The organism is Serratia sp. C2(1), from assembly GCF_036352655.1.
Classification (GTDB): Bacteria; Pseudomonadota; Gammaproteobacteria; order Enterobacterales; family Enterobacteriaceae; genus Serratia; species Serratia inhibens.
On the sequence record NZ_JAZFBA010000002.1, the window covers coordinates 234,924 to 257,641 of the forward strand.

22 protein-coding genes are annotated in these 22,718 nt (G+C 56.9%); 12 read left to right on the forward strand and 10 right to left on the reverse strand.

Features of this window, described 5'->3' with window-relative positions; translation table 11 throughout:
• Window positions 1–355 precede the first annotated feature (355 nt).
• The 6 genes from V2S86_RS16660 to V2S86_RS16685 all read right to left on the reverse strand — a co-directional run bounded on the left by V2S86_RS16660 (window position 356) and on the right by V2S86_RS16685 (window position 6,195).
• Window positions 356–1,285 (reverse strand): diiron oxygenase, encoded by a 930-nt coding sequence (locus V2S86_RS16660; RefSeq protein ID WP_330763355.1) that lies wholly within the window; start codon window positions 1,283–1,285, stop codon window positions 356–358.
• A 15-nt stretch (window positions 1,286–1,300) separates the two neighbouring features.
• Window positions 1,301–1,585 (reverse strand): 2Fe-2S iron-sulfur cluster-binding protein, encoded by a 285-nt coding sequence (locus V2S86_RS16665; RefSeq protein WP_330763356.1) that lies wholly within the window; start codon window positions 1,583–1,585, stop codon window positions 1,301–1,303.
• 417 nt (window positions 1,586–2,002) lie between these two features.
• Window positions 2,003–2,965 carry a GTPase gene (gene yjiA / locus V2S86_RS16670; RefSeq protein WP_330763357.1) on the reverse strand — a complete coding sequence of 321 codons (963 nt, stop codon included), beginning with the start codon at window positions 2,963–2,965 and terminating at the stop codon, window positions 2,003–2,005.
• Window positions 2,966–2,987: 22 nt separating this feature from the next.
• Window positions 2,988–3,191, reverse strand: coding sequence for a YbdD/YjiX family protein (locus tag V2S86_RS16675; RefSeq protein WP_004953088.1), 204 nt, complete (start codon window positions 3,189–3,191; stop codon window positions 2,988–2,990).
• Between the two features lie 275 nt (window positions 3,192–3,466).
• Entirely contained in the window at window positions 3,467–5,647 is a 2,181-nt protein-coding gene (locus tag V2S86_RS16680) for a carbon starvation CstA family protein (RefSeq protein WP_330763358.1), read from the reverse strand.
• Window positions 5,648–5,925: 278 nt separating this feature from the next.
• Window positions 5,926–6,195, reverse strand: coding sequence for a hypothetical protein (locus V2S86_RS16685; protein WP_330763359.1), 270 nt, complete (start codon window positions 6,193–6,195; stop codon window positions 5,926–5,928).
• 78 nt (window positions 6,196–6,273) lie between these two features.
• Here V2S86_RS16685 and V2S86_RS16690 point away from each other — a divergent pair, with 78 nt between their 5' ends.
• Complete coding sequence (locus tag V2S86_RS16690; protein WP_330763360.1) at window positions 6,274–6,450, forward strand: hypothetical protein; 177 nt, start codon at window positions 6,274–6,276, stop codon at window positions 6,448–6,450.
• Window position 6,451: 1 nt separating this feature from the next.
• Here the strand turns inward: V2S86_RS16690 and V2S86_RS16695 are convergent, their stop codons facing one another.
• Window positions 6,452–7,153, reverse strand: a complete 702-nt coding sequence (locus tag V2S86_RS16695) for a trehalose-6-phosphate synthase (RefSeq protein WP_330763361.1) — start codon at window positions 7,151–7,153, stop codon at window positions 6,452–6,454.
• A gap of 48 nt (window positions 7,154–7,201) precedes the next feature.
• Window positions 7,202–8,581, reverse strand: a complete 1,380-nt coding sequence (locus V2S86_RS16700; RefSeq protein WP_330763362.1) for a glutamine synthetase family protein — start codon at window positions 8,579–8,581, stop codon at window positions 7,202–7,204.
• A 255-nt stretch (window positions 8,582–8,836) separates the two neighbouring features.
• Here V2S86_RS16700 and V2S86_RS16705 point away from each other — a divergent pair, with 255 nt between their 5' ends.
• Window positions 8,837–9,151, forward strand: a complete 315-nt coding sequence (locus tag V2S86_RS16705) for a hypothetical protein (protein WP_330763363.1) — start codon at window positions 8,837–8,839, stop codon at window positions 9,149–9,151.
• Window positions 9,152–9,183: 32 nt separating this feature from the next.
• On the opposite strand, the gene yncE is transcribed toward V2S86_RS16705, so the two are convergent.
• The gene (yncE, locus tag V2S86_RS16710) at window positions 9,184–10,260 is read right to left on the reverse strand and encodes a 7-bladed beta-propeller protein YncE (protein WP_442995989.1); all 1,077 of its coding nucleotides are present in this window, start codon (window positions 10,258–10,260) and stop codon (window positions 9,184–9,186) included.
• Between the two features lie 588 nt (window positions 10,261–10,848).
• On the opposite strand from yncE, the gene V2S86_RS16715 reads away from it, so the two are divergent.
• Entirely contained in the window at window positions 10,849–11,985 is a 1,137-nt protein-coding gene (locus tag V2S86_RS16715; protein ID WP_330763364.1) for a porin, read from the forward strand.
• A 34-nt stretch (window positions 11,986–12,019) separates the two neighbouring features.
• On the opposite strand, the gene V2S86_RS16720 is transcribed toward V2S86_RS16715, so the two are convergent.
• Window positions 12,020–12,838 (reverse strand): AraC family transcriptional regulator, encoded by an 819-nt coding sequence (locus V2S86_RS16720; RefSeq protein ID WP_330763365.1) that lies wholly within the window; start codon window positions 12,836–12,838, stop codon window positions 12,020–12,022.
• 114 nt (window positions 12,839–12,952) lie between these two features.
• On the opposite strand from V2S86_RS16720, the gene V2S86_RS16725 reads away from it, so the two are divergent.
• From V2S86_RS16725 to V2S86_RS16765, 9 genes are all read left to right on the forward strand, one after another.
• Entirely contained in the window at window positions 12,953–13,831 is an 879-nt protein-coding gene (locus tag V2S86_RS16725) for a helix-turn-helix domain-containing protein (RefSeq protein WP_330763367.1), read from the forward strand.
• 175 nt (window positions 13,832–14,006) lie between these two features.
• A complete protein-coding gene (locus tag V2S86_RS16730) occupies window positions 14,007–14,927 on the forward strand; it encodes a L,D-transpeptidase family protein (protein ID WP_330763368.1) in 921 nt (306 codons plus the stop codon).
• Between the two features lie 293 nt (window positions 14,928–15,220).
• Window positions 15,221–16,648: a non-oxidative hydroxyarylic acid decarboxylases subunit C gene (locus tag V2S86_RS16735; RefSeq protein WP_330763369.1), complete on the forward strand. Its 1,428-nt coding sequence runs from the start codon at window positions 15,221–15,223 to the stop codon at window positions 16,646–16,648.
• Window positions 16,649–16,657: 9 nt separating this feature from the next.
• Complete coding sequence (locus V2S86_RS16740; protein ID WP_330763370.1) at window positions 16,658–16,885, forward strand: non-oxidative hydroxyarylic acid decarboxylases subunit D; 228 nt, start codon at window positions 16,658–16,660, stop codon at window positions 16,883–16,885.
• A gap of 285 nt (window positions 16,886–17,170) precedes the next feature.
• On the forward strand, window positions 17,171–17,578 hold the full coding sequence (locus V2S86_RS16745; RefSeq protein WP_004949818.1) for an ExbD/TolR family protein: 408 nt from the start codon (window positions 17,171–17,173) through the stop codon (window positions 17,576–17,578).
• Window position 17,579: 1 nt separating this feature from the next.
• Window positions 17,580–18,320: an energy transducer TonB gene (locus V2S86_RS16750; protein WP_330763371.1), complete on the forward strand. Its 741-nt coding sequence runs from the start codon at window positions 17,580–17,582 to the stop codon at window positions 18,318–18,320.
• Between the two features lie 40 nt (window positions 18,321–18,360).
• Complete coding sequence (locus V2S86_RS16755) at window positions 18,361–20,604, forward strand: TonB-dependent receptor family protein (RefSeq protein WP_330763372.1); 2,244 nt, start codon at window positions 18,361–18,363, stop codon at window positions 20,602–20,604.
• Window positions 20,605–20,623: 19 nt separating this feature from the next.
• Window positions 20,624–21,274, forward strand: a complete 651-nt coding sequence (locus tag V2S86_RS16760) for a MotA/TolQ/ExbB proton channel family protein (protein ID WP_004949824.1) — start codon at window positions 20,624–20,626, stop codon at window positions 21,272–21,274.
• The gene (locus V2S86_RS16765; RefSeq protein WP_330763373.1) at window positions 21,267–22,511 is read left to right on the forward strand and encodes a phospholipase D-like domain-containing protein; all 1,245 of its coding nucleotides are present in this window, start codon (window positions 21,267–21,269) and stop codon (window positions 22,509–22,511) included. The genes V2S86_RS16760 and V2S86_RS16765 overlap by 8 nt, the downstream gene beginning before the upstream one ends.
• Window positions 22,512–22,718 lie beyond the last annotated feature (207 nt).

Here is a 22,718-nt window from a genome sequence, read left to right on the forward strand (position 1 = left end):
TCTTTTTGAATAAAGTACAGGGATAAGTATTCTTGTTTTTGTAAACTATCTACATCGGTGATTATTTCTTTATTTGACGATATCACCAGAACGTTTTCAGATAATTTCTGCAGTCGTTGTAATTCATCCTGATGATTGTTTGTCGTTATTATCAGGTCGATTTTTCCGGCTGGTAGAGAGGATGAAGATAACGGGTAAATATGATGACCATATTCTTGTATTTCTGAGGTGAGCGCTTCCCCGCAATGAATATCACCTGAGAATACTATGTTTAATAGTTCCACATTGGCTTCCTAGTAATAGTGTAACGTGAGCATCCGGTGCTGATGCCCCGTTTTTATTCGGTTTGTCTGTTTTATGCCTGCGTTATTTTCGACATCGGCAGGTCTTCGAGTATGCCCGCTTTATCCAGTGCCAGCAGCATCTGCTGCGTAACAATATTATTGGTTTCCCATGGCTTGGTGTCGGCAGGTGGATAAGTGTCGTGAATGACGGCGGCGATGGCTTCTGCATCCATATTCAAATGACCTAACATCCGGGCGCTAAATTCTTTAGCGATGGCATCCGTCGTATAGTGTTCAATAAAGGTCAGGATAGGGCGTTTCATCGCCTCTTTTGCATGCATATCGCTGTGGCGCCATATATGCCCAAGTATCTGTTGAGAAAAGCGGGCGTGTCGGCCTTCGTCCGCGACATGGTCTTTCATGATCTGATAGAAGGAGGGGAAAATATCTTCATTGTCGATGACATCGATGAGATCGGTGGTTAACGCCTGTTCTGACAGGGAAACGCACACCAGCCGGAATAATTCTCGGTGTTCATCCGGGGTCTGGCCAAGCGCGAGCGCGAGCGCGAAGGACGCTTCGGTGTCTTTCGGCATGCTCAGCGGCGCTATGCCCGTCATTTGTTCGACCTGATTGATAAGGTCTAGTGCGACCAGAGCATGATAGGACTCATCTACAACGACGGTTAATGCATCCAGGCGCATATCCGCGGGGAAATCGACGCCTGCGGTATTTTTGTACAACTTGTAGGTTGAGTCATTAATAATATCCAGCTCAATGTTGGCGATGCCATTCAGATAGTGATAAAGCGTTTGGACCTGAATATAGCGCAGCGCTTCGTCACCCAACGCCGCCACGCGCGGGTGCATGCAAAGCGGCAGACGTTCCGTAGGGAAATATTGCCTGGATTGGTAATCTTGCTCATTAAGTATACGACGCGGACGGGAACGGACAATAGCAGCGCGATCCCATTTTTTCAGGGTTGTTTCAATTATACTCACGGAAAGAATCCTTCTTTAGTAGAGTTCGACTTCAATATCCGACAACGGATAGGCACAGCAAGCTAATATAATATTTTCCTCAAGCTCATCTTCGGCCAGGGCGCTTTGTTTTCCATGACGCACTTCACCTTTGACTAACAACATTTTGCAACAGCCGCATTTTCCTGCGCGACATAAATGTGGAATATCGATACCTTTGCTCTCAAAGTTATCTAATAGTGACTTCTCGGCGCAAAAGCTACCCGTGTCCTCACCATCAAGAATAACCTGATAGTGGGCGTTTTTTGATTGTGAAATCATGGCGGGGATTCCCTTAGCTATTAATTAAATGGTGTGGTGTCCATTATTCTTCCCTGATTGAATGAGATTTTTATTATGTGCCTTGATGGCGGAATAACAGTAGCTTCTGTGTTGTTTATTGTCAACATGAATGGTTAATAACTTTAACATTTCATTAATTTTTGCATTGTCTTTTTATTTTTTTAATGGTTAATTCGTTAATTATTTCTTTTTTTATTTTTACAGGTGAAGATGTTCATATTGCAAGAAGTGTCTTTGTAATAATTGATTTTAAAATTATTTTATTTGGCAGCGGCTGCCGGTGGGGCGTTGAATATTCACTTCTGTTGGAGGCCAACCTTGGGAGCTTGTCCCGTTAACGAAAAAGGGCAAGCTTTCGCTTACCCTTTGGCTGGAGCAGTGCACAACGTCGCTATTTCAACCCAACCCGCCAATCCGCTGCCGGATCTCCTCCTCAGGCAAGTCCACGCCGATAAACACCAGCGTACTGCGCCGTTCTTCCTCCGGCAGCCACTCGCGGTCCCAGTCGGCGTTATACAGCCGTTGCACGCCCTGGAACAGCAGCCGGCGCGGGTCGTCCCTGATCGACAAAATGCCCTTGTAGCGCAGCAGGCTGTCGGCGTATTCCAGCAGCAGGCCTTCCATCACTTCGGAAATCTGCATCAGTTCCAGCGGGCGGTCGTGGTACACCACGATCGACCGGATGTCGTTCTGCGGCTGCGGAATGCGGCGGAACAGCGGGGCGGGCGGCGTCAGGTTCAGCCTGTCGTTGAGCGTAAAGCCTTCGATGCCGAACAGCAGGCTCAGGTCGATATCGCCGTGCGTCACGGTGTAAACCGGCGCGCGGGCGTTCATCAGCTGCAGGCGTTGGATCAGCGCCTCGCAGTCCGGCGCTACGTCGGTTTTGCTCAGCAGAATGCGATCGGCGTAGCCCACCTGCGCCTGTGCGATGCTGAACTGGTTCAGTTGTTGGTCGGCGTGCGCGGCGTCCACCAGCGTGATGATGCCGTCCAGCAGGAAGCGTTCGCAAATGAGCTCGTGCGAGAAAAAGGTCTGGGTGATCGGGCCGGGGTCGGCCATGCCGGTGCATTCGATGATCAGCCGGTCGAATTCCAACTGGCCGCCGTCTACGCCATCCAGCAGATCCAGCAGCGCGTCTGCCAGCTCGTTGGCTTTGCTGCAGCAGATGCAGCCGTTGCTCAGGGTGGTGATGCGGCTGGCGCGGTCGCCAATCAGCGCATTGTCGATCGGCACTTCGCCGAATTCGTTTTCGATAACCGCAATCTTGTAGCCGTGGTCGGCGTTCAGAATATGGCGCAGCAGGGTGGTTTTGCCTGCGCCCAAAAAGCCGGTCAAAATGGTGACGGCGATGGGTTTCATGTCGGGTCCTTATTGGCTCAAATCAGCAGCAGCGCATGCCGCCTTTGCCGTCGCCGCCGTAGCGGGCCTGCTGGCGTTCGCGGAAAAACTCTTTATAGGTCATCACCGGCTTGTCCGGGTGGTTGTCTTTCATGTGCTGGACGTAGGTATCGTAGTCAGGCACGCCCACCAACATGCGCGCCGCCTGCCCGAGATATTTCCCCGCCTGGCCGAGATTTCCGAACATGGCCTGTCCTTATTGATTGAAGAGAATACCCTGCGTAATAGATCTCATTATATCCAATAGATTTCAAGTTGCAGGTAGGCGGCAACTGAGCGAAACCCCAGGAACTTGGTCCACCAAGTGACTGGGGTGAGCGACAAATCTACCGGGAGCAGATTTGAACGCTGCTTGCAGCGGCCCCGTAAGGGGTGAGGCCCAAGGATGGGCCGAATAGTGCAGCCAACACCCCTGCGGCTTGAAATATGAAGGATATATGCAGGGTATCCGTTAAATCACCATCAGTGCTGCGGCGAAACTTTGACGTCCCCCTCAGTTACACCGTGGGATGGCGCTTCTTCGGGCACCGGCACGTACGGCGTTTCCTGGTCGCTGCGGTTCGGGTTTTTATATGCCGTCATCGCGGTTTTCACCCCGTAGAAGATGATGCTGTACACCACCAGCAGGAACAGAATGCTCAGCCCGGCGTTGGTGTAGTTGTTCACCACGATATGCTGCATGTTGGCTACCTGCTGGGCGCTCAGCTCGGCGCCGCCCTCGGCGATTTTGCGTTTGTACTCGCCGGCCTGGAAGAAGAAACCTTCCAGTTGCGGGTTGTCGCTAAACAGCTTCAGGCCCAGCGCATAGGTGGTGCAAATCAGCAGCCACACCGCCGGCAGCACGGTGACCCAAATGTATTGGGTACGCTTCATCTTGATCAGCACCACGGTGCCCAACACCAGCGCCACGGCCGCCAGCATCTGGTTGGAGATGCCGAACAGCGGCCACAGGCTTTTCACGCCGCCGAGCGGATCGACCACCCCTTGGTACAGCAGGTAGCCCCACAGCCCCACGCAACCGGCGGTGCCGACGATACCGGCCACCAGCGAGTCGGTTTTTTTCAGGAAGGGCGCAAAGTTACCCAGCAAGTCCTGCAGCATAAAGCGGCCGGAACGGGTGCCGGCGTCCAGCGCAGTCAGGATGAACAGCGCCTCGAACAGAATGCCGAAGTGATACCAGAAGCCCATATTGGCGCCAGGGATGATCTGGTGGAACACGTGGGCGATGCCCACCGCCAGCGTTGGCGCGCCACCGGCGCGGTTCAGCACCGAAGGCTCGCCGATGTCCCTGGCGGTTTGCAGGATCTGTTCCGGGCTGATGACGAAGCCCCAGGAGCTGACGGTCGCCGCCGCGTGGGCGGTCACGTCTTTGAGCGACGCCATGATCATCGGCGCGTCTTCGGTGCCCAAACGGTGCAGGTCCGGCATGGTGATGCCCAGTGCCGCCGGTGGGGTGTTCATGGCGAAGTACAGGCCCGGTTCGATGATCGAGGCCGCCACCAGCGCCATGATGGCGACGAAGGATTCCATCAGCATCGCGCCGTAACCGATAAAGCGCGCATCTTTTTCATTGGCCAGCAGCTTCGGCGTGGTGCCGGAAGCGATCAACGCATGGAAACCGGACACCGCGCCGCAGGCGATGGTAATGAACAGGAACGGGAACACCGAGCCTTTCCACACCGGCCCGGTGCCGTCGACAAACTGCGTCACCGCCGGCATTTTCAGCTCGGGGTTGAGGATCACGATGCCAATCGCCAGCCCGACAATCACGCCAATCTTCAGGAAGGTGGCCAGATAGTCGCGCGGTGCCAGGATCAGCCACACCGGCAGCAGGGCGGAGACGAACGCATAGCCAATCAGCGTGAAGGTGATGGTGGTGTCTTTAAAGGTCAGCGCCGGGCCCCAGTACGGATCCTGGGCGATCACGCCGCCGAACCAGATGGATGCCACCAGCAGCACGATGCCAATCACCGACACTTCACCCACCCGGCCGGGGCGCAGGAAGCGCATGTAAATGCCCATAAACAGTGCGATCGGCACGGTGGCGCAGACGGTGAACACGCCCCACGGGCTTTCCGCCAGGGCTTTCACCACGATCAGGGCCAGCACCGCCAGGATGATGATCATAATCAGGAAGCAGCCAAACAGCGCGATGGTGCCCGGCACCGGGCCCATTTCCTTTTTGATGATCTCGCCGAGCGAAGCGCCGTTGCGGCGCGAGGAGATGAACAGCACCATAAAGTCCTGCACCGCCCCCGCCAGCACTACGCCACCCAGCAGCCACAGCGTGCCGGGCAGGTAACCGACCTGCGCCGCCAGCACCGGGCCGACCAGCGGGCCTGCGCCGGCAATGGCGGCGAAGTGGTGGCCGAACAGCACGTTCTTGTTGGTCGGCACGTAGTTCAGGCCGTCGTTGTTGACCACCGCCGGGGTGGCGCGGAAGGCGTCCAGTTTCATCACCCTGGTGGCGATATACAGGCTGTAATACCGGTACGCCACCAGATACACCGCCACCGACGCGACGATGATCCACAGCGCACTGATGTTTTCGCCACGGCGCAGCGCAACCACGCCCAGGCAGGATGCACCGAGTATCCCCAGTAGCATCCACGGAATGTGTTTTAAAATCCCCTCTCGGTTCATGAGGTGTCCTTAATATTCTAATCTGCAAAAAAATGAGTGAGTTAATCCGCTTATAAGATGTTTCAGGCGCGTGGCCGGGGTGCGGATAACGGTGGCGCCGTAGGTTTGGCAACAGCTCATCATTGCGGGTTAGGGAAAGGGAAGACATGTGAATTTCAGTCAGCGGTTCCCTGCGCTGGGTGAACGGTTGAAATGGGCAGGTGAGCGGTTGGAGATGTGTGAGAGATGAACGGCATCGGGTGTGGCCGATGCCGTATGCAGCAGTTTCGTGGGTTGCGTCAAACGGAAGGCGTTTCCTCGCCGCTCATTATCGCCATCACTTTTTTGGCGAGCCAGGTGGCAAGCGCGGTGCCATTCACCGTCAACCCCTTCACGCTCACCATTACGCCAACCCCGGCGGGAGAGTCTATGTGGCCGGGGGCGTCGCGGGCTATCAGCAGATGGCAATACCTCCCCCTCGGGGAAGGCTCGGTTTGGGCGGTGTTGGCTTGTTGGAGCCATTGATCCCGTTGGTCGATGGTCGGCGGGCGATAGCTATGGTCTGGCATGACGCTGTCCTCTATCAACACGCCGGAAGGGGGCGTTCAATCAAGATGGCTTATATTTCGTACGGCGCGGGGGCGGCAATGTCTCGCCGCGTACCTGCTGGGATATCGGCGACAACCGCAAGCCGGCGTAAAGAAAAACGCCGGGAAAACCTGATGCGGCCGGCGTTCCTGCACGTTCAGAAAGAGGTCGGGTTGTTCGGCAAAGAGGTGAACCCGCGGGGGCGCGAACCGGAACGCCGGCGGGTGGCCGCCTGAATCAATAAATCTTCCTGGCGTTGATCCCGGCCGGGAAGATGCCGGTGGCGAAGATGTGCCCGTTAACCTGCAACTGGTCGTCGGGCAACATCTCCAGCGGGTATTCGCTGGCCAGATAGCTGAGGAAGTTATTGCGGTCGTCAAGCGACTGAAAGCCAATCAGATCGTAGAAAAACAGCGACTCGATTAACCCGCGGTGCTCGGGGATCTGCCTGAGCACCGCCGCCGACGGGAACGGCAAGTGGAAAAAGAACGCGCTCGGGTTCAGCAATCCTTGTTCCTTCAGCGCCTGGCCGCAGGGCAGCAACTGGTAATCATCAATGCAGATGATGTCGTCTGGGCAGACATATTCGCAGGCGATGTCGGCGAAATGCAGGTTGAGCTGCCGGTAAGCCCGGTAATTCTCCGGCGTGAAATGCGCTTTCTCCGACTGGTTGTGGAACACCGGCCACAGGCCATCGTGATAGTAGCCCTGATAGTGGCGGCAAAACTCGTCGATCGACAGCGGGAAGGTCACTTGCTCATAGCCGACGTTGTGTCGATAGTTGATCGGGCGTTCGCCAAAGTTCTGCACGTCGCCGTTCCAGCCCAACCACAATCCCCGATCCGCCTCACGCGCGCCATCGGGCGAAAGAGCCTGCGTGGCGCAGGCCAGATCTTTGCTGTCACACTGCCTATTCGAGATCAAAACCAAACGGGACATGGGGCTTTCCTCTTCGCATTGCGTATTCATCGGCGGATAGCCGCCGCGTTACAGCATCCAGCTTATTTCCACCTCGGTGACCTGCTCTTCAAAACGGCGCAATTCGGCGGTCTTGCAGGTGTGCCACAGGGCGGTAAACGCCGGGCCGAGCATTTCGCGCAGCGGCAAGCTTTGCCGGAACAGCGTTAGCGCTTCTTGCTGGCTAAGCGGCAGCGCCGCCGCGTCGTCGTTTTCATACCCGTTGCCGCAGGCCGCCGGGGGCAGCGGCAGTGCGTGTTCCAGCCCGTACAGCATGCCGCTCAGCATCGCCGCCACCGCCAGATAGGGGTTGGCGTCGGCACCGGCCAGCCGGTATTCGATCCGCTGGTTGGCGCTGTCGGCGCAGGGTAAACGCAGCGCCACCGTGCGGTTGTTGTGGCCCCAGGAGGCGCGCAGCGGCACGTGCATGCCTGGGCGGAAACGGCGGAACGCATTGATGTTCGGCGCGAATATCGCCATCGAGGCCGGCATCAGCGCCAGCATCCCGGCGATCGCCTGCGTCATGGTGGCGCTCAGCTCGCCCGGCGTGCCGGCCAACAGGTTGTGGCCCTGTTCATCCTGCAGGCTGAGATGAAAATGCAGACCGCTGCCGGCGGCCTGCGCGCAGGGCTTGGCCATAAAGCAGGCGTGCTGGTGGTGTTTTTCCGCCATCTGGCGCGTCAGCCGTTTCAGGGCCAGCACCTGGTCGCAGGCTTCCAGCACCCGCGCGCTGTGGTGCAGGTTCAACTCGTACTGGCCGGAGGCGGCCTCGGCTACGATCCCCGTCAGCGGCAGCGCCTGCAGCCGGGCCTGATGCTCAATCTCATTGAGCAGTGCGTGGTGGCGCGCCGGCGCATCGACAGAAAAACTCTGCGTTGGGCTGTGGCCGGCCCCGGCGGGCAGTTGCTGCGGATCGTGCAGATAAAACTCCAGCTCGGCCGCCACCACCGGGTAATAGCCTTTGGCATGCAAGCGCCCGAGCAGCTGTTGCAGCACCACGCGCGGTTCCAGCTCGCAGGCGTCGCCATCGGCATCTTTCATCGTCAGCAGCAGTTGAGCATGGCGTTGCGGATCGCGGGCGCAGGGCCGCAGCGTGCCGGGTACCGGCAGGCACAAGCGATCCGGTTCGCCCGCCTGCTGGCCCAGCCCGCTTTCCTCGATCACCCGCCCGCCGAGATCCATGGCATAAATCGACAACGGGAAATAGCAGCCCTTATCCAGCGAAAACAGTTCGGCCACCGGCAGCCGCTTGCCGCGAAACTGGCCATTGAGATCGTTGAGATAAATATCGACGTGTTCGGTATCCGGATAGCGCTGTAAATACTGTTCGACTTCTTTGCGAAACGAACGCGATCGCGAGGCCGGAATATCCGCCAGTAGAGGGTTGAAGCCAATAATATTAGAATACATGGCGGCCCCCGAACTTAATGGAACACGCGGGTTCAATAATAAAAAAGGCAGGGTATAAACACATGCGGCATCCGTCTCGTGAGGCCATTATGGCGATGTAATGATGTTATCCGCGCCTCTGAAAACTGTCTGTAAAAACGCCGTAACTTTATTTCCGCCCGGAATAAAAAAGCTGTAAATAATACGCGGCTGTCCGATGGCTGAATAATAAAAGGCTGCATATACTGCGGAGAACAAAATAAATCGGAGAGAGCCATGTTCAGAATCGTTATCCTGCTTGCCGCCGTCATCACCGCCTTCCATGCGGCAGCGTCATCCGAAACCGCCTGGGCCAAGGGCGATAACGCGTTGCAGGCTGCCTGCCTGAAGGCCAGCGGATTGAAAGCGGCCAAAGCCGCCGGGGCGATCATTCATTATGATGACGCAGTCGGTTACTCGGCGCTGTTGATCAGCGGGCGCTACCCGCAGCCGTTTATGAAGAACAAGCCGGGCAAGGCGCTGTGCCTTTACCAGCGGGCGACCCAAAAGGCGGTGGTTCAGGAAGCCGACGGGTTTTTGGGTAAGCCGTAGAGGTGGGGGCACCGAAGCGCCCCCGGTCTTGATTATTTCAACGCGATACGGATCACGTCATCCGGATCCGTGGCTTCTTTTTCGCGGCTGGACGCCTGTTTGACGCTGACGTACAGCGTCTGGCCATCCGGTGACAGCGCCAGGCTGTTCGGGTGGGTCGGCGTCTTGAGGGTGTTCAGCAGCTTGTAACTTTTGGCGTCGATCACGCTCACTTCGCCCGCCTTGCGGTGGGTCACGTAAACTTCATTGCGCGCCGGGTTGAACAGCACCGCCAGCGATTCCGGTACCTCGATTTTGCTCAGGACGGTGCCGTCGCGGGTGTCGACAACCAACACCTGCGCTTGCTTGGAGTCGGTGATAAACGCGCGGTGGGTGGCCGGATCCAGGCTGATGTTCAGGAAGAAGTGCTCTTTGGCTTCATCCAGCTTTTTGCGGGTGAGCACCTTGTTGGTTTTGGTGTCGATAGTCACCAGTTCGCCGTCGGCGTTGGTCACATACAGGCGGCCGGCTGCGGCATCCAGCGCCAGGCCGGTGCCGTATTTGCCGGTATCGGCGATGGTGGTGCGCAGGGTGAGATCTTTACCGTCCACCACCCAGACCACGCTGGATTCGCCCAGCCCGGTAATGTACAGCGTGTCGGTCGCGGCGTCGGCCACCAGCTCACGCGGTGCCAGCGGTTTTACCGTCTCGGTGCGTTGGCGGGCATCCAGCACCAGGCGGCCTTTCACTTCGCCGGTTTTGGCGTCGATAGCGGTCACCGAGTTGTTTACCGTGTTGCCGAAGAACAGCGTATCGGTCTTGCCGTTAATCGCTGCGCCGAAGGGCTTGATGTCGTTGTGAATCACCTGGGTGATGTCCAGCGTATTGGGATCCAGCCGATAAACCACGCCGCCCTTGTCCAGCTTGCGGCTTTGCGAGGTTGCCAGGTACAGCGCGTTTTCGCCCTGGCTGTACACCAGCTCGTAAGCGCCTTTGCCTACCGGTTTGCGCAGCAGTTCAGGCTCGCCCTGGGCGAGCAGCGGGGCGGAAAACAGCATCGACGTGAGCAGCAGCAGCGGGAAGGTGGCGCGTGCGCCAAAGCGGCGGCTGGTGGTGGTGGCAGAATTCATAACCTCTCCATGGAGTTAACGAAGCATATCGCCCACAGGGCGGTTGCCCTGGAGCCAGGAAAGCTCAACATTGAATAAAGGGAAAATCCGGCCGGTCGCGTCGTTGCGCGCCGATCCTTGTGTTTGAGAATAGTAATCATTATTCATGCCGAAGGGGAGCTATTTCGGCGTGGGTTGGGGTGAAAATCACAGTGTGAAGGGGGGCGAAAGGTCACCATTGCCGTTTTGCCGCGTTGGATTCCTTGTTTTTCCTGTGGCTGGATAACGAATAATTAATTTATCTACGTTATTATTCGAACGCTGTAATAATATTTATTTGTTATCACTTATAATAAAATCCTGATAATAACGGAGGATTCTATTGGTTAAAAATCCTTTTTTCGTATGTTACGCAAGCAGTTAATTACATCGTCTTGCATTGAGTTACAATTGAATACTTTTATGGTGAGAATATAACCCTGCGGTGGATAACGATAGGTTATGACATGAGTTTTTATAACTTGCGTCATTTGCACACATCGGGTAATTGTTTATGCGTGAATTAAGATCACCGCATTTATAAAAATAACTTTTCGGGCAGGGGTAATAATGAGATATATAAAAACGCCAATATTCATTGGCGGTGTTGTGCTGTCGGTGTTATCCGCCAGCGCGCAGGCAGAGATCACCATTCTGGATAAAAACCCGCAAAGCAATGTGTTGCTGGCGCCACTAAGTTTAAAAGTCGGCGGCAGTATTCGCCCTGAATGGATATTTAATAATGGCCCCGAGCCGGGATATTATAAAAATGGTCACGACGGCGGCACGCGCTTTCGCTTTAGCGGCGACTATGCGCTGACGCAGGATACCTCGATTATCGGCTACTACGAGTGGGGGGTCGATCTGGCACACGCGCTGAGTTGGGATGGCCACTACAACGAAGACGGCAAGCGCGACCATCAGCGCCAGCTGTATGGCGGCTTCAAAGATGACCGCTACGGCACCTTAACCTTCGGCCACCAATACGGCATTTATTATTCGGTCGTCGGCATTAAAAGCGACGTCTGGGATAACGATGGCCATGCGGGCGGTACCGGCATTGGTATTTCCGGCGACTACGACGGGGGGAATAAACCGAAGAACAGCCTGAAATACACCAATGATTTTGGGCCGCTCACCCTGTACGCCAACTATTTATTGCCGGAAGACGATCTGCACACTGCCGATAATCTCAGTTATCGCCGCAAGGGCGGCGGCGGGTTGGGCTTCGATTATAAGGTGACGAAAGAATTTACCTTCAGCGCCGCCTACAGCTACACCGACGTGAAGATTAAAGACAACCTGTATAACGAGAAAGACTACCACCAGCAACTGTCTGGCACCGCGCTGACCTGGCAGCCGAACAACTGGTATATCGTCGGCACCGCCAGCTATTACAAGGACTATGTGCCAAGCACCCGCGAACGCACGCTATCGCATTATTTCGCCGGCAGCGGCTATGGGGTGGAAGGCTTCGTCGGCTACACCTTCAATATCGACAAGCCGTACCTTAAATCGATTCAACCTTATGTGGCGGCGGACTCGCTGCAGCTGAAGGGCGACGAAGACTACCACGCCAATCACGTTTACCTTGGCGCGGGCACCACTATCGGTTACGGGCTGTCGGTGTACGTTGAGCGCACGCTGGCCAACAGCAGCGACAAAGAGCCGGATTCCACCTGGATTACGGTGTTCTACGACTTCTGATGTTTCCCGCAGGCCGGCGTCGATGCCGGCCTTTTTACATTGCTATTCCGCTGACCACCGCCGGGTCTGAGGCATTTCTCTCGGCCAGATAGCGCGCCGGCGGTTTGCCCACCGCTTTGCGAAACATGGTGACAAAGCCGCTGGCGCTCTCATAGCCCAGATCCAGCGCCACCTTCTGCACGCTGTCGCCCTTGGTCAGCCGTTGCAACGCCAGCATCACGTGCAACTGCCGCCGCCAATGGCCGAAGCTCATGCCCAATTGCTGCTGCAGGGTGCGATTGAGAGAGCGTTCGCTCATGCCGATGCGCAGCGCCCATTGGCTCAGGGTGGCTTTGTCCGCCGGATTGGCCAGCAGGCGTTCGGTCAGTTGGCGAATGCGCGCGTCCTGAGAGACCGGCAAATGCAGGTTCTCGATCGGTGCGTTGACCACCTGATCCAGCAGCACGGTGGTCAGCCGCCCTTCCGGGCCCTGTTCGTCATAGAGCGGATCGAACCCGCTGGCCTGCAACAGCAGCTCGCGCAGCAACGGCGACACCGCCAGCGTGCAGCAATGGGTGGGCAGGCCGGCGATAGCGTCCTGATCGACAAACAGGCAATAGCATTCGGTGTCGCCGGCCCCCTGGGCGTTATGCAGCACGTTGCCCGGCATCCAAAGCGCGCACTGTGGCGGCACCAACCACAGGCCGTTTTCCGCCTCGCAGCGGATCATCCCGCGCACCGTATAAATCAGCTGCGCTTTGCGGTGGCGGTGAGGGGCCATCTCCCAATCGCTGCTGATGGTGGAACCCTGAACGGCGAAAATCGCCCGTGGCACCTGATCGATATCGAAACGCGGCTTGGTAATAATGGTCATGAGAATAGTTATCAATGTGGCGCAATTGAAAAACATTATGTCCTGATTGTGCAATGCGGTCTAGCGCGGGAGTCGATAAAGTAGGCGCCAGTCTTGGCTCTTTGAGGGGGCGTAATGTATCAGCAACAGGTAATCATGCAGCTGCTGGACTGGATTGAGCAAAATCTTGACCAGCCGCTGACGCTGGACGATATCGCCGCCAGGTCCGGCTATTCCAAATGGCATTTGCAGCGGTTGTTCAAACAGGTCACCGGCCATGTTCTGGGAACCTACGCCCGGCGCAGAAGGCTGAGCGCGGCTGCGCGCGAGCTGCGGCTCACCCACATCAGCGTGGCCTGCATTGCCGATAAATACCAGTTTGATTCTCAGCAGACCTTCACCCGCTGTTTCAAAAAGCAGTTCGGTTTGCCGCCGGCCGGCTATCGCCGCAGCCCGGATTGGGCCAGCCACGGCATGCAACCCCCGCTGCGTTTGAGTGAAGGGCCGTTGCCGCAGGCGGACATTGTCACTCTGCCTGCCATGCAACTGGTGGGGCGTACCCGGCGTAGCAGCGGCGCCCTGGAGCCACTGCCGCATCCGAAAAACGAGCTGCGTCAACACGCCTGGCGCCAGATGGTACGCACGCAAGCCGAACTGCCGACGGTGGTGTATGGCCTCACCAGCCTGGAAGCGGACAGCCGCCAACGCGGTGCCAAACGCGTGGTCTATACCGTGGCGCTGGCGGATCAACAGGCGGAAGGCGAGGCGGTGTTTATCGAGCAAGGCGACTATGCCAGTTTTGCCTATCAGGGCAGGGTGGAAGAGTTGCAAAACTTTATCGCTCGCCTGTACGACACCGCGATCCCGATGATGAAAGCGGTCCGCCGGCCTGGGCAGGATATCGAGCGTTTTTACCCCACACCGGGTGGGGTGTGCAATGGAGCGAGCACGGCGATCCGTTGTGAATACCTGATCCCCATACGCCGAATGACACCGCCAACCGCCGCGCTTTAGCGGCGTTTTTCACAGTAATTCATCTTCACGCCGCAGCAGGTTACAAAAAAGTGCGCCATGACACCGGTAATGTTTAGCACTTAGGTCAATGTGCACATATAATGCGCATCCGGTCATTTATGGCCGAAAATAACCTATATCAATAATCTGCCAGTGGCCACCGACCAACACGAAGATGAAAATGAACATTCGCGCGTTATTAACCCTGTTTACGGCGCTGGTTGCATTCAGCCAGGCTGCCTTCGCTGTCGTTTATCCTTTACCTGCCAAAGACAGCCGTCTGGTTGGTGAAAACATCCAGATTACCGTACCGGAAGACAGCAAACTGCCGCTGGAGAGCTTTGCCGCTCAATACCAGATGGGCCTGAGCAATATGCTGGAAGCCAACCCGGGCGTGGATCCGTTCCTGCCGAAAGCGGGCAGCACCCTGACCATCCCACAGCAGTTGATCCTGCCGGACGCTCCGCGTCAGGGCATCATCATCAACAGCGCCGAGATGCGTCTGTACTACTACCCGAAAGGCACCAACACCGTGGTCGTGCTGCCAATCGGTATCGGCCAGTTGGGTAAAGACACCCCGCTGAACTGGGTAACCTCGGTACAGCGTAAAAAAGACGGCCCAACCTGGACGCCAACCGCCAAAATGCGTGAAGAATACGCGGCAGACGGCGAAATCCTGCCGGCAGTGTTCCCGGCCGGTCCGGACAACCCGATGGGCCTGTATGCGCTGTACGTTGGCCGCCTGTATGCGATCCACGGCACCAACGCCAACTTCGGTATCGGTCTGCGCGTGAGCCACGGCTGTGTGCGTCTGCGTGCTGACGACATCAAATATCTGTTCGACAACGTGCCGGTCGGCACCCGCGTGCAGTTTATCAACGAGCCGGTGAAAGCCACCGTTGAGCCGGACGGTTCCCGTTACCTGGAAGTGCACAATCCGCTTTCCGCTAACGAAGAAGAACTGAAATCCAAAGATCCGGTGCCGTTAACCCTTTCTGCCGCCGTGGGCAAAGTGGCGATGGATCCTGCCGTTAACCAGAGCGAAGTGGACGCGGCGATCAAAGCCCGTTCCGGTATGCCGGTTAAAGTGAACTGATAGCCTCGGGCTTCAGTGATTGCGATAAAAGACGCCTTAGGGCGTCTTTTTTTTATGCCTTTCGGTCACCATCCTCTGTCGTCAATATCGCATGGCGAACTCATCTTTATTATTTCCCAATCATCGCCTTCAATACTAAAAGCGCGGACTCGTAATGGGCTTTATTGGCTGTTTCAAGATACCTGTTATCGCGCGGGTTCCGGATCAATTCGGCATTGATTGCAGCCAGGCAAACGCTGGGCTGGATTAATAGAGAACGGCAAAAAAGAGGCTGACAGTGAGGAGGTTTAAAGATGGCTTATGATGATCTTCGAAGTTATTTATCTGCGCTGGATGAGGCCGGACAATTACTCGAAATTACAGAGGAGGTTCAGGCGGAACCGGATATTGCCGCGGCGGCAAACGCAACCGGAAGAATCGGTGAAGGCGCCCCGGCCATTTCATTCAGGAACATTAAAGGATTTGAACATGCTCATGTGGTCATGAACGCCATGGGATCATGGCAAAACCACGCCATTTCCCTGGGGCTCCCGCCGACAACGCCGGTGAAACAGCAAATCGATGAGTATATTCGCCGCTGGGATCGTTTCCCTGTCTCTGTGGAACGCCGCGATAACCCGCCCTGGGCTCAGAACGAGGTCAACGGCGAGGATATTAATCTGTTTGATATCCTTCCGCTGTTTCGCTTAAACGACGGTGACGGCGGATTCTATCTTGATAAAGCCTGCGTCGTTTCCCGTGACCCTGAAGATCCCGGGCACTTCGGCAAGCAAAACGTCGGCATTTATCGTATGCAGGTGAAGGGAAAACGCAAGCTTGGTCTGCAACCTGTACCAGTGCACGATATCGCACTGCATCTTCATAAAGCCGAAGAACGCGGAGAGGATCTTCCTATCACCATTACGCTGGGCAACGACCCGATCATTACGCTGATGGGGGCGACGTCGCTGAAATACGATCAGTCGGAGTATGAAATGGCCGGCGCCCTCCGTGGAAGTCCGTACCCGATAGCGGCGGCCCCCTTGACTGGCTTCGATGTACCCTGGGGTTCTGAAGTCATCATTGAAGGGGTGATTGAAGGCCGCAAGCGCGAGCTTGAAGGCCCTTTCGGTGAGTTTACGGGCCACTATTCCGGTGGCCGCAAGATGACGGTGGTGCGCATTGATAAGGTTTCTTACCGCTCACGGCCGATTTTTGAATCCTTGTATCTGGGCATGCCCTGGACAGAAATCGACTATCTGATAGGGCCGGCAACCTGCGTGCCGTTGTATCAACAGCTGAAAGCCGAATTTCCGGAAGTGCAGGCGGTGAATGCGATGTATACCCATGGGCTTCTCGTCATCATTTCAACCAAAAAACGTTATGGCGGTTTTGCACGTGCGGTGGGGATGCGGGCAATGACCACACCGCACGGCCTTGGTTACGTGAAAATGGTGATCATGGTCGATGAAGATGTTGACCCCTTTAACCTGCCGCAGGTCATGTGGGCGTTGTCCACCAAGGTCAACCCGGCCGGCGACCTGGTGCAAATACCAAACATGTCCGTGCTGAGATTGGATCCCGCTTCCAGCCCTGCGGGTATCACGGACAAATTAATCATCGACGCGACAACGCCGGTTTATCCGGATATGCGTGGCCACTACAGCCAGCCGGTCAAAGACTTGCCCGAGACCGCTCTTTGGGTGGATAAATTAACCGCCATGCTGGCTAACCGCCATTAAGGAGCTCATATGATTTGTCCTCGTTGTGCCGATAAGAAAATAGACGTCATGGCGCATTCGCCGGTCAAGGACGTATGGACGGTATATCAGTGCCGGCACTGCCACTATACTTGGCGAAACACCGAACCCGCCCGCAGAACGGAACGGGAACATTATCCGCTCGAATTTCGCATGACTCGGCACGATATCGATAATGCGCCGGAAGTGCCGACCATTCCTCCGCTTCTGACGAAATAAATCCGAAGGCGGGTAAAAGCCCGCCTTTTTCTCACCCCGTCCGATCGGTACATCCTGTCACTATTTTCACATTTACGACTCTGTCATCAGTACGGCGATAGGCCTGAATCCCAGTTATTTCGATAAAAACTAGAGCTAATTAACGGGTTATATATCCTCTGCAGCGCCTGGGGTTGAAATAATCTTCGCAAAAAATCCAGGCTGTGAGAATAAGATCACAAAAGCGTAACGAAAGGTAAACAAAGGCCTCCTATATTGGCTGCTTTGCTTTTGGGAGGGAGTGCCATGCGTAACTGGAACGAACCGAAAAAGAACAAGGCGCACATCGAGCTGATCCCGATGATCGACGTGATGATGTTTTTGTTGGTGTTTTTTGTGTTGATCAGCCTGAACGTCATTCCCGCGTTGGGACTGAAAACCCAGTTGCCATCCGCCGGCAGCGCTCAGCAACTGAAGCCGCAGAAGAAGGCGATCATCACGTTGGGGGCAGAGGAGCAATTGCAGTTGGACGGCCAACCGGTGGCGCTTAACGCGCTGGTCAGCACGCTCAAACAGCAGCAGCAGGAAAACCAGACCACCACCATTATCGTCAACAGCGACAAGGGCGTTGCGGTGGAGCGGCTGGTGGCGGTGATGGATAACCTGCGTCAGGGCGGATTCTATTCCGTCTCCATCGCCACACGGAAGCTGTGACATGTATCTGCTCTATCGTTCACGTCACCTTTTCAGCTGGCTGCCGGCGCTGATCGTGGCGGGTTGTTTGCTGTTCGCCAGCCAGCAGGCTGCGCTGAAAATCCAGCCCCGCTATGACGACACCACCATGGAACTGGCGCTGGTCGAGCCGGAGCCTGAACCTCAGCCGGAACCGCCGGTGGAAACCCCACCGCAACCCGAACCCCCGCCACCGGAGCCGCAACCCGTTCCTGAACCTGTGGTGCCGGCCCCTGAGCCGATTATCGAGGCCAAGCCGGTTCCCAAACCGCAGCCCAAACCCAAGCCCAAGCCGGTGAAAGAGAAAGCCAAACCGGCAGAGAAGGCCAAACCGGTATCCGCACCGCCAACGCCGAAAGCGCTGGTCAGCAAACCTGCGCCAACGCCGGCCGCGCCTGCCGCGCCGAAGGTGAATGCCCAGGCGATCGAAAACGGTTATTTGCAGGCACTGCGCCGCGAACTGGAACAGCGCAAGCGCTACCCGAGCGGGCGGCAGGCTTCGCTCGAACGGCCGCAGGGCAACGTCGAGGTCTGGCTGGAGGTCGATCGCAGCGGCCGTGTGCTCTCTTCCGGCATCGCCAACAAGGCTGCCAGCATGCTGCTGAACCGCGCGGCGATGGGCAGTTTACAAAGCATCAGCCAGGTGAAGCCGTTCCCGAGCGACGCTTTTGCCGGGCAAACAACAAAACGATTTTCAGCCACGTTCAATTATCAGGCGCCTTAGCGACCTGGCATAACAGTTTGATTTTTAGGGGATGGAAACAATGAAGTCTTTCAATCGATCTGGGATTTATCTGGCGGTGATGTCGGCGATGTTGCCGGGCGCGGCGCTGGCGGCGGACACCACCGACGTCGGTACCATCAGCGTAAAAGGGCAGTCGCTGGGCGGCGGCATGATGGTGCAGGACGACAGCGCCAAGGCGCGCTCCACCGTCACCAAAGAGGCGATGGACAAAATGCCCGCCGCGGCCAATGCCATCGACAAACTGAAATACACGCCGGGCCTGAACGTCAACAGCAACGACGCCAGCGGCCTGAGCGGCGTCGATTACACCATGCGCGGCATGAACTCGGATCAGATCGGCCTGTCGATGGACGGCATCCCGATCAACGATTCCGGCAACTATGCGGTTTACCCGAACCTGCTGGGCGACTCGGAGAACCTGGAGGAAGTGTTCGTCACCCAGGGTTCATCCGAGGCGGATGGCCCGCACATCGGTTCCAGCGGCGGCAATATCGGCATGGTGACGCGCCGGCCGGCAAAAGATTTCGGCGGCTTCGTCAAACAGACGCTGGGCAGCAATAACCTGAGCAAAACCTTTGCCCGTCTGGAAACCGGCGAGTACAAGGGTTTCAGCAACTGGATTTCCTACTCGCACACCGAGGCGAAAAAATGGCGCGGTGAAGGGCGCGAATATTCCAACAAGTTCGAGATGAACTCGCTGTACGAAGACGGCAACGGCAACAGCAGTAACCTGGTCATGAAGTACAACCGCCAGCAGAACGTCAACTACAACACCCTGAGCAAGGCGCAGTTCGAAAACGACGGGCGTTATACCGACTACGCCACCACGCCGGAATACAACAGCAAGAGCCAGTTGAACAAGTACTACAAACTCAACCGCAACCCGTTCGATACCTTCACGCTGTCCTTCACCCAAAAGTTGCAGCTGCGCGACAATCTGTCGCTGACCCTGCAACCCTATTACTACTGGGGCAACGGCGGCAGCTTCACCGGCCAGACGGCGTCGGTGCTGTCCAATACCTCGGACAAGGCCGGCCAGTATGACCTCAGCAATTTGCAGTCCAACACCTATTATCGCCCGTCGTGGACCCAGACCTGGCGCCCCGGCATTACCACCAAGCTGAAGTGGGACATCAACGATCAGCACAGCCTGGATATCGGCTACTGGTATGAACGTGCGCGCCAGTTGCAGACCCAGCCATTTATCAGCATCAAGGACGACGGCAACCCGGCGCAGATTTCGGGCAAACCGGGCGGTTCCGATCAGGTGCAGGACGCCAACGGCAATACTGTGCAGGGCCGTAACCAATACACCATCACCCCGGCGCAGAAAGTGTGGCTGCAGGACACCTGGTACGCCACGCCGGACTGGACCTTCGTCGGCGGGCTGGCCTATCAGTACGTGGAACGCAAAGGGGACAACCGGGGCAGCCTGTACAACGTGCCGGAGAAGCGCGATGCCACTTACCACGAGTTCCTGCCGAACTTCAGCGCCAGCTACAAGCTGAACCAGGAAAATCAGGTGTTCTATAACCTGACGCGCAACATGCGTACCCCGCCGAACTACGTGCTGTACAACGTCGGCGACTCGATCAGCACCAAGCCGGAACTGAGCTGGAACCACGAGCTGGGCTGGCGTTTCCAGCAGGAAGACATGCTGATGAGCGCCACGCTGTTCTATATGCGCTACAGCGATCGTCAGGTCTCCACCACCAACGCGTCCGGCGACTACGAGATGATGAATATCGGCAACGTGGAGAACAAAGGGCTGGAGCTGGAGTGGAGCGGCCAATTGCCGCACAACTTTAACTACTACACCTCATACACCTATACCCAGTCGAAGCAGAAGAACGACATCGTCAGCAACGGCGGGCTGCCGCTGCCGACGTCCGGCAAAGAGGTGCCGAACGTGCCGAAAAACCTGCTGAACATGACGCTGGGCTACGACGACGGCCTGTATTACGGCAGCGTCAGCGGCAAATACGTCAGCTCGTTCTACGGCGATCTGACCAACGACGAGAAGATCGGCGGCCGCACGGTGTTCGATCTGGCGGCGGGGGTGCATTTGCCGGTGGACAAGAAAATCATCAAAAGCGCAGCGCTGCGCTTTGGCGTCAGCAACCTGTTTGACAAGGAATACCTGACCTCGGTGCGTACCACCACCTTCAACGCCGCGCCTTATGGCGGCGTGAAAGCCAGTACGCCGTATTACAACGTCGGGGAAGAGCGCACCTTCAGCGTGTCGCTGGAAGCCACCTTTTAACTCATTTTAGGGGTATGTTATGAATGCCAATTTGTTGCACGACATTATTTTCTACGTGATGTACGCCGCACTGGCGATTGCGCTGGTGATCATTATCGAACGCGCGCTGTATTTCGCTTACACCCAGCGCCAGGCCCGTCGGTTGGAGCAGGCGCTGACGCCGGACGTGCATCGCGCCGCCGATCTGCCGGATGAACTGACCCAGCGCAACAGCCTGCCGCTGGCGGTGATCGCGCCGGTACTGGAGCAGAAGCACCGTGCCGGTGACCGCGAAGCGATAGGGGATCTGGTCGACGCGCAGTACCTGTTGAGCAAACCGCTGATGGCGCGTGGTCTGTGGCTGTTGGAAACCATCGTCACCGCCGCCCCGCTGCTGGGGCTGCTGGGCACGGTGATGGGGATCATCGAAACCTTTAAGGCGCTGGCCGCTTCCGGGGTGTCGGAGCCGAGTCTGGTGTCCGCCGGCATGGGCACCGCGCTGTACGCCACCGGGCTGGGGATCGCCATCGCGCTGCTGTGCCTGGTGGGCAACAACTACCTGCAAAGCCGCATGGAGCGCATCAACGAACTGCTGAAAGTGTTGTTGATCCGTGCCGGTGCACCGGCCAGCCGCCCGGAAAACGGCAGTCGCGAGCAATGGGTTGACAGTGAGGCACCGCGCTATGCCTAATGGCCATCGACCACGGCGGCCATTAGGCCGCCTTTACACGGCGTTATGGGGTAGCTGTTTGTTGATGTTGAGCCAGAGTGCGGCGGCGCGTTTTGCTATTCCCGGCTACGAGCTGGTGTATACCGCGCCGGTGGAAACCGCGTTGCAGGCGGATGACCTGCGCAACACCGCCGAGGTGTGGCAGCAGATGTTCGATGCGGCGAAAACCCGCATCGATCTGGGCCAGTTCTATGTGGCGAACCAACAGGGTTCGCGGCTGGACGGCGTGCTGCAGCACCTGAAAGCGGCGGGCGAGCGTGGGGTGAAAATCCGTTTTCTGATGGAAGAGAAGGGGATCCGTATCTCCACCCCGGAGACGCTGGAACAGCTGAAGGCGATCCCCAACCTGGAGCTGAGGATTATTCCTTACCAGCGGTTGAGCGGCGGTATTTTGCACGCCAAATACCTGCTGGTGGACGGCGAGCAGGCGTTTGTCGGCAGCCAGAACTTCGACTGGCGGGCGCTGGAGCATATTCATGAAACCGGGCTGCGCATCAGCGATGCCGGGGTTGTCGGGCAGATTCAGGCGATCTTCGAGCAGGACTGGCGGGCGCAGGCGTTGCTGACGGCGGATAAACCGGTGCCGCAGCTGGCGTATCAGCCCACGGCGGCAACGCCGCAGGGCAACTATCTGGTCGCCAGCCCGCGCGCCTATAACCCGGCCGGCGTAATTGACTCGCAGGTTGAGCTGCCGCGTCTGCTGGCGAACGCCAAACGGCAGGTGTGGGTGCAGGTGATGGACTATGCGCCGTTGTCTTACGGCCCCGAACGCAGCCGGCCTTATTACGCGGTCATCGACAATGCCCTGCGCAGCGCCGCCGCGCGTGGCGTGCAGATCGAGCTGATGGTGGCCAACTGGAACACCAAAAAGCCCGATATCGCCTGGCTGAAAAGCCTGGCGCTGGTGCCGAACGTGCAAATAAAGGTGGTGACCATTCCGCCGGCCAGCCACGGGTTTATCCCGTTCGCCCGGGTGATCCACAGCAAGCTGATGACTATCGACGGCGAAACCGCCTGGGTGGGTACCAGCAACTGGACCGGTGGCTATCTGGATAACTCGCGCAACCTGGAACTGGTGCTGCACAACCCGGCGATGAGCCAGCGGCTGGACACACTCTACAGCCAGCTGTGGGACAGTGTTTACGCCGAACCGCTGAAACTGGATTACGACTACCCGGCGCCGAAACCGGGCGGCTAATTCAGAAGGGGCCAGGCCGGCGTGCGCTGAGCCTGGCGTTCAAACCCTCTTTCTCAACCTTGTGCGAGTTGAAACTTACTGAAAATTAAGCCTTAAATAATAAGAATTAAGATCGAATTATTATCCTTTCTTATATATTTGCTGGCGCCAGATGGCAATTAGGTTACAGAACTATCGATGGAATCTTAAAGGCGCCAGCGATAGGTT

Excerpts from the sequence above, each read along its gene's own strand:
- V2S86_RS16665 (WP_330763356.1), bottom strand. The coding sequence starts at position 1,585 with ATGATTTCACAATCAAAAAACGCCCACTATCAGGTTATTCTTGATGGT.
- yjiA (WP_330763357.1), bottom strand. The coding sequence starts at position 2,965 with ATGAAACCCATCGCCGTCACCATTTTGACCGGCTTTTTGGGCGCAGGC.
- V2S86_RS16675 (WP_004953088.1), bottom strand. The coding sequence starts at position 3,191 with ATGTTCGGAAATCTCGGCCAGGCGGGGAAATATCTCGGGCAGGCGGCG.
- V2S86_RS16680 (WP_330763358.1), bottom strand. The coding sequence starts at position 5,647 with ATGAACCGAGAGGGGATTTTAAAACACATTCCGTGGATGCTACTGGGG.
- V2S86_RS16685 (WP_330763359.1), bottom strand. The coding sequence starts at position 6,195 with ATGCCAGACCATAGCTATCGCCCGCCGACCATCGACCAACGGGATCAA.
- V2S86_RS16690 (WP_330763360.1), top strand. The coding sequence starts at position 6,274 with ATGTCTCGCCGCGTACCTGCTGGGATATCGGCGACAACCGCAAGCCGG.
- V2S86_RS16695 (WP_330763361.1), bottom strand. The coding sequence starts at position 7,153 with ATGTCCCGTTTGGTTTTGATCTCGAATAGGCAGTGTGACAGCAAAGAT.
- V2S86_RS16700 (WP_330763362.1), bottom strand. The coding sequence starts at position 8,581 with ATGTATTCTAATATTATTGGCTTCAACCCTCTACTGGCGGATATTCCG.
- V2S86_RS16705 (WP_330763363.1), top strand. The coding sequence starts at position 8,837 with ATGTTCAGAATCGTTATCCTGCTTGCCGCCGTCATCACCGCCTTCCAT.
- yncE (WP_442995989.1), bottom strand. The coding sequence starts at position 10,260 with ATGAATTCTGCCACCACCACCAGCCGCCGCTTTGGCGCACGCGCCACC.
- V2S86_RS16715 (WP_330763364.1), top strand. The coding sequence starts at position 10,849 with ATGAGATATATAAAAACGCCAATATTCATTGGCGGTGTTGTGCTGTCG.
- V2S86_RS16720 (WP_330763365.1), bottom strand. The coding sequence starts at position 12,838 with ATGACCATTATTACCAAGCCGCGTTTCGATATCGATCAGGTGCCACGG.
- V2S86_RS16725 (WP_330763367.1), top strand. The coding sequence starts at position 12,953 with ATGTATCAGCAACAGGTAATCATGCAGCTGCTGGACTGGATTGAGCAA.
- V2S86_RS16730 (WP_330763368.1), top strand. The coding sequence starts at position 14,007 with ATGAAAATGAACATTCGCGCGTTATTAACCCTGTTTACGGCGCTGGTT.
- V2S86_RS16735 (WP_330763369.1), top strand. The coding sequence starts at position 15,221 with ATGGCTTATGATGATCTTCGAAGTTATTTATCTGCGCTGGATGAGGCC.
- V2S86_RS16740 (WP_330763370.1), top strand. The coding sequence starts at position 16,658 with ATGATTTGTCCTCGTTGTGCCGATAAGAAAATAGACGTCATGGCGCAT.
- V2S86_RS16745 (WP_004949818.1), top strand. The coding sequence starts at position 17,171 with ATGCGTAACTGGAACGAACCGAAAAAGAACAAGGCGCACATCGAGCTG.
- V2S86_RS16750 (WP_330763371.1), top strand. The coding sequence starts at position 17,580 with ATGTATCTGCTCTATCGTTCACGTCACCTTTTCAGCTGGCTGCCGGCG.
- V2S86_RS16755 (WP_330763372.1), top strand. The coding sequence starts at position 18,361 with ATGAAGTCTTTCAATCGATCTGGGATTTATCTGGCGGTGATGTCGGCG.
- V2S86_RS16760 (WP_004949824.1), top strand. The coding sequence starts at position 20,624 with ATGAATGCCAATTTGTTGCACGACATTATTTTCTACGTGATGTACGCC.
- V2S86_RS16765 (WP_330763373.1), top strand. The coding sequence starts at position 21,267 with ATGCCTAATGGCCATCGACCACGGCGGCCATTAGGCCGCCTTTACACG.